General features: G+C 68.1%; 9 protein-coding genes. 5 read left to right on the forward strand and 4 right to left on the reverse strand.

Going from position 1 to position 8,568, the window contains the following annotated elements; translation table 11 throughout:
* A partial coding sequence (locus QH290_RS02280; protein WP_425301908.1) for an AMP-binding enzyme occupies positions 1–342 on the forward strand: 342 nt, incomplete at its 5' end.
* On the forward strand, positions 342–1,424 hold the full coding sequence (locus QH290_RS02285; RefSeq protein WP_280270090.1) for a glycosyltransferase: 1,083 nt from the start codon (positions 342–344) through the stop codon (positions 1,422–1,424). The genes QH290_RS02280 and QH290_RS02285, both read left to right, overlap by 1 nt.
* Positions 1,425–1,433: 9 nt before the next feature.
* On the opposite strand, the gene QH290_RS02290 is transcribed toward QH290_RS02285, so the two are convergent.
* Positions 1,434–2,648, reverse strand: a complete 1,215-nt coding sequence (locus tag QH290_RS02290) for a TerC family protein (protein WP_280381832.1) — start codon at positions 2,646–2,648, stop codon at positions 1,434–1,436.
* Positions 2,649–2,849: 201 nt separating this feature from the next.
* Here QH290_RS02290 and QH290_RS02295 point away from each other — a divergent pair, with 201 nt between their 5' ends.
* Complete coding sequence (locus QH290_RS02295; RefSeq protein WP_280381833.1) at positions 2,850–3,902, forward strand: fatty acid desaturase family protein; 1,053 nt, start codon at positions 2,850–2,852, stop codon at positions 3,900–3,902.
* Between the two features lie 117 nt (positions 3,903–4,019).
* On the opposite strand, the gene arsM is transcribed toward QH290_RS02295, so the two are convergent.
* Positions 4,020–4,829 carry an arsenite methyltransferase gene (gene arsM / locus QH290_RS02300; protein WP_280381834.1) on the reverse strand — a complete coding sequence of 270 codons (810 nt, stop codon included), beginning with the start codon at positions 4,827–4,829 and terminating at the stop codon, positions 4,020–4,022.
* An 82-nt stretch (positions 4,830–4,911) separates the two neighbouring features.
* Between arsM and QH290_RS02305 the strand changes: the two genes are divergently transcribed.
* Positions 4,912–5,277, forward strand: a complete 366-nt coding sequence (locus tag QH290_RS02305) for an ArsR/SmtB family transcription factor (RefSeq protein WP_280270086.1) — start codon at positions 4,912–4,914, stop codon at positions 5,275–5,277.
* A gap of 6 nt (positions 5,278–5,283) precedes the next feature.
* Here the strand turns inward: QH290_RS02305 and QH290_RS02310 are convergent, their stop codons facing one another.
* Positions 5,284–6,210: a cyclase family protein gene (locus QH290_RS02310; RefSeq protein ID WP_280270085.1), complete on the reverse strand. Its 927-nt coding sequence runs from the start codon at positions 6,208–6,210 to the stop codon at positions 5,284–5,286.
* Positions 6,211–6,418: 208 nt separating this feature from the next.
* On the opposite strand from QH290_RS02310, the gene QH290_RS02315 reads away from it, so the two are divergent.
* A complete protein-coding gene (locus QH290_RS02315; protein ID WP_280381835.1) occupies positions 6,419–7,297 on the forward strand; it encodes a class I SAM-dependent methyltransferase in 879 nt (292 codons plus the stop codon).
* 18 nt (positions 7,298–7,315) lie between these two features.
* Here QH290_RS02315 and QH290_RS02320 read toward each other — a convergent pair whose 3' ends face one another.
* Positions 7,316–8,311, reverse strand: coding sequence for a LysR family transcriptional regulator (locus QH290_RS02320; protein ID WP_280270083.1), 996 nt, complete (start codon positions 8,309–8,311; stop codon positions 7,316–7,318).
* Between the last annotated feature and the right edge of the window lie 257 nt (positions 8,312–8,568).

Genomic DNA, 8,568 nt, shown 5'->3' on the forward strand with positions numbered 1-8,568 from the left:
GTCTCCGGCGGGGAGAACGTCTTCCCCGGCGAGGTCGAAGACCGTCTCGCCACCCACCCCGACATCACCGACGCGGTCGTGATCGGCGTCCCGGACGCCGAGTTCGGGCAGGTACTCAACGCCTTCGTCGTGCTCGGCCCCGACGCCGCGGCGCCGAGTGAGGACGCGCTCAAAGCCCATGTGCACGAAGAACTCGAGCGCTACAAGGTGCCCAAACGGTTCATCGCGCTCGACGAGATCCCCCGCAACGCCAGCGGCAAGGTCCTGCGCGCGAAACTGCACGCCGCGGCCGGGTTCCCACGGATGGTCGGGGCGGGCGGGCCGTGCGAAGGTGGCCGGTGATGACACCGATGAGATTCCATGTGGCCGCACTGCCCTACTCGCAGACCACCAAGTACTACTCGCCGTGTGCCTTCACGCAGAAGGTGCGACTGTTCTGCGACATGATGACGAGTCTCGGCCACGAGGTGTACCTGTACGCCGGGGAGGAGAACGAGGCCGCCTGTACGGAACTGATCACGGTCGTCAGCAAGGAGGACCAGCGTGAGTGGTTCGGCGAGAAGTCGCTCGCCGACGGGTTCGGCTGGGTCTCCTGGGATGGGCGGGATCGGCACTGGCTGATCAGCAACGCGCGCATCATCACCGAGATCTCCAAGCGCAAGCAGCCGCGAGACTTCATCTGTGTCGTCGGCGGATCCTGCCAGCAGCCGATCGAGGACGCCTTCCCCGAACTGCAGACCGTCGAGTTCGGCGTCGGCTACAGCGGCGTGTTCGCCAAGTACCGGGTCTTCGAGAGCTATGCCTGGATGCACGCGGTGTACGGGGCGGGTACGACCATTCCGGGGATCATGTCGGAGCGGGGCCGCTTCTTCGATGCGGTGATACCCAACTTCTACGAGGTCGCGGACTTCCCGTTCGCCGCCGAGAAGGACGACTACTTCCTGTTCATCGGGCGCCTGATCGAGGCCAAGGGCGTGCAGATCGCGGTCGACACCTGCAAACGCCTGGATGCCCGGCTGATCGTGGCCGGTGCGGGCAACCCGCCGAGCGGTGTCGAGTACGCGGGCGTGGTGGGTGTGCAGCGGCGCGGGGAGCTGATGAGCCGGGCCCGCGCGGTGTTCGTGCCGTCGCTGTACCTGGAACCGTTCGGCGGCGTGCATATCGAGGCCATGCTGTGCGGGACACCCGTGATCACCACGGATTGGGGCGCGTTCAGCGAGACGGTGCAGCAGGGCGTGCAGGGCTTCCGCTGCCGCACGCTGCGCGAATTCTGCGACGCCGCCGAGGCGGTGGGAAAGCTCGACTACCAGGCGATTCGGGACTATGCGGTGGCCAACTTCTCGACCGAGGTGATCGCGCAACGCTACGACCACTACTTCCGGCGGCTGCACACCCTGTGGGGTGAGGGCTTCTACGCGCTGTAGCCGAGCGGTTCACCGCTCCGGTGTGCGGCCCTGTTCGGCCGCGGCCACCCGCTCCTCGTGCACGCGTTTGGCCTGTCCGATCAGGTCGAGCAGGTCGCGTTCTTCGCGGATGCGCCTGCGGTACTTCTCGGGGAGCAGGCGGATGGTCGCCGCCTCGCGAACAACCTTGGCGTACAGCACTTCTCGTTGGTTCTGATCGGTCTCGTAGGTGGTGCTGAGGTACTGGGTGGCGTAGCGGCGCGCGTTGCTGACCGCGGTCTGCGCCTTACCGGCGGGACTGACCAGCGAGACGACGATGGTCACGATCAGCACGCCGACGATCACGCTCAGCGACAGGCTGGTCGAGATCTCGGCGACGTGCACGGGCTCGCCGTCGTTGATGAACGGCACGTTGTTCTCGTGCAGGGCGTGCAGGATCAGCTTGACGCCGATGAACCCGAGGATCGCGGCGAGTCCGTAGCTGAGGTAGATCAGGCGGTCGAGCAGGCCGTCGAGCAGGAAGTAGAGCTGACGCAGGCCGAGCAGGGAGAACACCGTCGCGGTGAACACGATGTAGGTGCTCTGGGTGAGGCCGAAGATCGCGGGGATGGAATCGAGCGCGAACAGGATGTCGGTGCCGCCGATCGCGACCATCACCAGCAGCATGGGCGTGAGCACCCGGCGGCCGTTCTCCACCGTGAACAGCTTGTCGCCGTCGTAGTGCTCACTGGTGCGCAGGAAGCGGCGGGCCAGCCGGACGACGAAGTTCTCGCCGGAATGGCCCTCCGAACCCTCGGGCCGCAGCATATTTCCCGCGGTGATCAGCAGGATGAGCCCGAACAGATAGAACACCCAGGCGAATTTGTTGATCAGGGTGGCACCGACCAGGATCAAGGCGGTGCGGGCGAAGATGGAGAACACGATCCCGAACAGCAGCACCTTCTGCTGATCGGCGCGGGGCACCGCGAAGCTGGTGATGATGATCAGGAAGACGAACAGGTTGTCGACCGAGAGCGCCTTCTCGGTGATGTAGCCCGCGAAATACTCCACCCCCATCGTGCTGCCGCCGAAGATCAGCACACCCACGCCGAACAGCAGCGCGATACCGACATACAGCGCCGACCACAGCGCGGACTCGCGCAGGGTCGGGGCGTGCGGTTTGCGCACGTGGAAGAAGTAGTCGTAGGCCAGCAGCGCGACGATCAGCACGATCGTGGCGACCCACACCGGCGTCGAGACCGTCATCGCCGCGGCGCCGAATCGCCGTCGGAGTTCGAGAAGCGAATGGCACAGAATTCCATGACATACCCTCCGTTCGGAGTCGACAGCCCCAGACTAACCACGACCCGCGCCGAACCGGCGCCGACACGCTCTCACCCCACGGTCCGATTCCGTGTCATACCAAGGGATTACAACGGACGAGAATTCCGTCTATAGCGTCGAGTGATGACGACATCGGCCTTGGTCCCAGAGTCACCCCCATCGCGGCGCCGCGGCGCGGACGGTGATTACGCCCGCCTGCTGCGCCGGATCTCCGAGGCGGGACTGATGGACCGCCGTCCCCGCTACTACGCGGTGCGGCTCGGCCTGGTCGGGGCCGCGTTCGTGGCGGGCTGGGCGGCGTTCGCCCTCGTCGGCGATTCGTGGTGGACACTTCTGGTGGCGGCGTTCATGGCCGTGACGTTCGCGCAGGTCGCGCTCGTCATGCACGATGTCGCGCACCGGCAGGTCTTCCGGCTGCGGCGGCCGACGGAGGTCATGGGCCGGATCGTCGGCAATGCGGGCATCGGGCTGGCGTACGGCTGGTGGCAGGACAAGCACACGCGGCACCATGCCAATCCGAACCACGAGGAACTCGATCCCGATGTGGCGCCGGATATCCTGGTCTGGTCGCAGCGGCAGGCGCGGGCCAGTCGCGGCCTGCCGCGCCTGATCGGGCGGGCGCAGGCGTATCTGTTCTTCCCCTTGTTGCTGCTGGAGGGCCTGAACCTGCACGTGTCCGGCGTCCGTGCGCTGCGCAACCGGTCGGGCAAGCACCGGGTGCTGGAGGGCTCGCTGCTGTTCGGCCACTTCGCCGTCTATCTGGTGGCACTGTTCGCCATCCTGCCCGCCGACAAGGCGCTGGCGTTCCTCGTCGTCCACCAGGCGCTGTTCGGTCTGTACATGGGATGCATCTTCGCGCCGAATCACAAAGGGATGCCGACGTTTTCCGGTGGCGAGCGCCCCGACTTCCTCCGGCGGCAGGTGCTGACCTCCCGCAATGTGCGGGGCGGCGCGCTGACCGATCTCGCCCTCGGCGGGCTCAACTATCAGATCGAGCACCATCTGTTCCCGAGCATGCCGACGCCGAATCTCCGTCACGCCCAGGTGATCGTCCGCGACTACTGCGCCGAGATCGGTGTGCCGTACCACGAGACGGGATTGATCTCCTCCTACCGCGAGGCGCTGCGGCACCTGCACCACGTGGGCGCGCCTCTGCGCGGTCCGGCCATGTCGTAATACTCTGTGCGACATGGCCTTCCGCGATCAGTCGGTGTCCTTCCCGATCTGCTCGAACAGGGCCCGCATATTCGGTCCGATCTCGGCGAGTTCGATATAGGGCACACCTCCCGCCGCTCACGATAGCCGCGCGGCTCCCGGATTCGCCTGGTCGGCGACGGGGCGGGTCGCCTTGATGATTGCCGAGTGCATTCCGTCGGCGACGGAATGGGTTGGGGTGATGTCGATTTCGGTGAAACCGGCCGCTCGCAGCTGCTCGCGGTATTCGGAGAAGGACAGGGCGCCCGCGATGCAGCCCGCGTAGTCGCCGCGCTCGGCCCGCTGCTCCGGGGACAGGGCATCGTCGGCGACGACGTCGGCGATCCCGATCCGGCCGCCGGACACCAGCACGCGCGCCATTTCGGCGAAGACGGCGGGCTTGTCGACCGACAGGTTGATCACGCAGTTGGAGATCACCACGTCGATGCTGTCGGCGGGCAGCGGGATCGACTCGATGGTTCCCTTCAGGAATTCCACGTTGCCGACTCCGGCCGCGGCGGCGTTCTCGCCCGCCAGCGCGAGCATCTCGTCGGTCATGTCCAGCCCGAACGCCCGGCCGGTCGGGCCGACGCGACGCGCGGACAGGATCACATCGATTCCGCCGCCCGAGCCGAGGTCCAGCACCCGTTCGCCCGCGCGCAGCTCGGCGACCGCGGTCGGATTGCCACAGCCCAGCGACGCCGCGACGGCCTGGATCGGCAGCCCGCCGCGATCGCTCGCGCCGTACAGGCTCGCACCGAAACTCGGATCGATATCGACCGACCCCGTCGCGCAGCACTCCGTTCCGCAACAATCCTCGGCCACCCCGCCGGCGGACACCGTCGCCGCGGCGGCCGCATACCTGACACGCACGCTCTCTCGCAGTTCGATCTGCTGCTGATCGGTCATGATCTCCACTCCTCTACCGGTCTGTATCGATGACTATCGATCCAAGCTTGCACCCTGAATAGGCAGCTGTCAATATAGAAGTATGTCGAAACAGGATCTGCCGGTGCTCGCGTCCGCCGACTGCTGCACGACCACCCTGTCGGCGCCGCTGGACGCCGACGCCGCGGCCGCGCTGGCGGGCATGTTCAAGGCGCTCGCCGATCCGGTCCGGCTGCGAGTGCTCTCGCTCATCGCGGCCCGCGCGGGCGCGGAGGTGTGCGTCTGCGAGCTGACACCGGCGTTCGAGTTGTCGCAGCCGACGATCTCGCACCACCTGAAGGTGCTGCGCGAGGCCGGGCTGATCGACGGCGAGCGGCGCGGCACGTGGGTCTACTACCGCGTGATTCCCGCAGCGCTGCAACGTCTTTCGGCCGTATTGGATCCCGAAGCCGTTCCGGCCGCCGGGTGACCGCGGCTACAGGATCGCCACGGGTGCGACGGGCGTTCCGGTGGCGCCCACGAACGGTTCCGGCATCGCGGACAGGAAGAACTCGTAGCGCCCCTCCTCCGCGCACACCACCGACAGTTCCTCCAGATTCCAGTTCTGCCCCTGCGGCATTCCCATCTCCACGAGATGCAGCGCGTGCACGGCCAGCCAGACGTTCTCGAGCTCCGGCGGGGTGATCTCGAAGGTCAGGGTGTCGTTGGCGACGGCCGCGACATCGCGGTCGTGGAACCACGACGGGCAGCGCACCGACAGCCCCGGCGACGGCACCGCGTACCCCGTCCGGTCACCGGCGAGGAACAGCCGGATCTGCCCGGTCCGCACCAGGACCACATCCCCGGCCCGCACCCGGACGCGCCCGAATTCCTCCGCCGCCGCCAGATCCTCCGGAGTCACGGCGTGATCGCCCGCGAGCCGGTCCACGCCGCGCGCGGCGGCCACATCCAGCAGCACGCCGCGCGACACCAGGTGCCGCGCCTTCTCGATCCCGCTGAAGGCGGCGCCGTCGTGCGCCGTGATGCTGTCGGCGGGCCGCCCGTTGTAGATCCGGCCCCCATACGACACATGCGTCCATGCGTCCCAATGCGTTCCGGCCTGCAGCCCGAAGGTCACCACATCGTCGCTGACGGCGACGGTCCCCGGCCCGAACAGCTCCCGATTCACCGCGATCATGCTGTGCAGCGGATTGACCCGGCCCTTGATCATCCCGGTCTGGATTCCCTTGTGGCTCAACGGGACCGCCAGCGGTACCCGGCGCCCGCTGCGCACGCACGCCGCGGCCGCGCGCACCACGTCGTCGGTGACGAGATTGAGCGTGCCGATCTCGTCCTCGCGACCCCAGCGACCCCAATTGTTCACACGCGCGGCGAGTTCGAGAAATTCGGACGGTAGTGCCATACCGGAGGAACATACCGGACGTCCCGGACTGCGCTCGCCCGCTCTGTACCAATTGTTCGAAATGAGCGAATCTTCTTCGGCAGCAATAGATTTGAGCGATCAACAGGCTTGAATCTAGATCAACTCGCCGCCTACGCTGGAGTTCGGCGCGAACCGACCGGTCGCCGCCGAAACGATCGAGCCCGACACCGGAATCGAGGGATCCGCAGTGCGAACCGATGGAGACACCTGGGACATCGTCAGCAGCGTGGGCGCGACGGCGCTGGGGGTGGCGACCTTCCGAGCGATCGAAACCGCCCGGCCCGACGCCATGATCCGCGACGACTACGCGCGACTGTTCGTCGAGGCCGCCGATGATCCGAACTTCCTCGAGACGCTCGACGACCCTCCGGCGATCGGCCCGCTGCCGCGGATGATCGGGCTCCGGACCAGGTTCTTCGACGAATTCTTCGACGCGGCGACGGCCACCGGGATCCGGCAGGCGGTGATCGTGGCGGCCGGACTGGACGCGCGTGCCTATCGCCTGCCGTGGCCCGCGGGCGCCACGCTGTTCGAGATCGATCAGCCCAAGGTGCTGGAGTTCAAGCAGCAGGTGCTCACCGACCGCCAGGCCACGCCCCGGGTGGCCCGTTGCGCGGTGCCGGTCGACCTGCGCGACGACTGGCCCGCCGCGCTCGCCGACGCGGGCTTCGATCCGGCGCTGCCCACGGCCTGGTCGGCCGAGGGGCTGCTGCCGTATCTTCCTGGTGCGGCACAGGATTCGCTGTTCGAGCGCATCGACGCGCTGTCGGCTCCCGGTAGCCGGGTCTCGGTCGAATGCTTCACCGGGCGGCCCGATATCGCGCGATTCTCGGCCGTCGAACAGTCCCTGTTCGACCGGAGCCCGTTCGGGGATCTGGACGTCGCGGCGCTGTTCTACGACGACGACCGCGCCGATCCCGCGCAGTGGTTCGCCGGGCGCGGCTGGTCGGTGCGCTCCGCCGGTGTCGCGGAACTGGCCGCGCGGTTCGACCAGCCCGTCCCCGAACTGCCCGCGGAGGCCGCGGAGATGGCCGCCCTGTCCGCGTACCTGACCGCACGGAAATAGGCCGCGCCCCAAGGGGATTCAGGCGAGTCCCAGCCCTCGATTGGCCGCGCCGAGCGGGTCCGGCGGCGGCACGGGCTCGGCATCGGCCGTCGCGGACAACGCGACGTCGGCGCCCAGGCCCTTGTCCGCCGCGGCGACGCGGATCGCGTCCACCACGATCAGCAGTGCCGCGCGCCGGGCCGTATTCGTGCGGTAGGCCAGCGAGACCGTCCGGGTGAGGACGTCGCCGAGGGTGACGATATCCACACCCGGCGGGCGCAGCGCCAGGCCCAGGTCCGACACCAGCGTCACGCCCAGTCCGGCCGCGACCATCGCCATCGCGGTCGCCTGCTCCTCCACCTCGTGATGGATGCGCGGCCGCAGGCCCAGGGACTGGAATGCCAGCCGGGCCGAGTGCCCGAAATGCGAGTGGGCGGGAGCCAGGATCCACGGGTGTTCGACGAGTTCGGCCAGCGTCACGCTGGGCGAGGGCACCGCACCGGCGGGGACGGCGGCATAGATCCGCTCGTTGGCGATGATCGCGCGCTCCAGGCCGCGATCCCAGGTCGTCGGGTAATTCGAGTAGTCGAGGACGAACGACAGGTCGAGCGCGCCGTCGCGGACCGCGGCCGCCGTCGCCTCCGGCGCGAGTTCCTGCGTCCGCACCAGGATGCCCGGGTGCGTGCGCGCGAGGGCGGTGAGCGCGTCCGGGAGCAGGCCCGACGCCACCGATGCCCACACGCCGGCGGTGAGCTTCGCCGTCACCGATTCACCGGCCTCCTCGAGGGCCTGGGTCGCGCGCTCGACCGAGGCGAGGATCTCCTCGGCATGCTCGGCGAGCAACACCCCGACGTCGGTGAGCTGCACCCGCCGCCCCCGCCGCTCGAACAGCCGGGTGCCGACGTCGCGTTCCAGCTGCGCGAGTTGCTGGGAGACGGCCGACGCGGTGTAGTGCAGGGCGCTCGCGGCCGCCGTGATCGTCCCGCGCCGCCGCAGCTCGCGCAGCATCCGCAGGCGGGGCAGCGACAGATCCATGCCCCCGACCCTATCCGCCCCACCACCACCATTCCCGTCCACGGCAGCCCCCACCCCTACACCAACAGCACGGCCCCAGCCGCAGCGGCACAACATCTTCCCGGCAGCGGCACAACATCCTTCCCGGCAGCGGCACAACATCCTTCCCGGCGACGACACAACATCCTTCCCGGCGGCGACAATACATCCTTCCCGGCGGCGACAATACATCGTTCACTGCGGCGACACAACATCCTTCACGGCAGCGGCTCAACCTC

This window comes from Nocardia wallacei (assembly GCF_029869545.1).
GTDB lineage: Bacteria > Actinomycetota > Actinomycetes > Mycobacteriales > Mycobacteriaceae > Nocardia > Nocardia wallacei_A.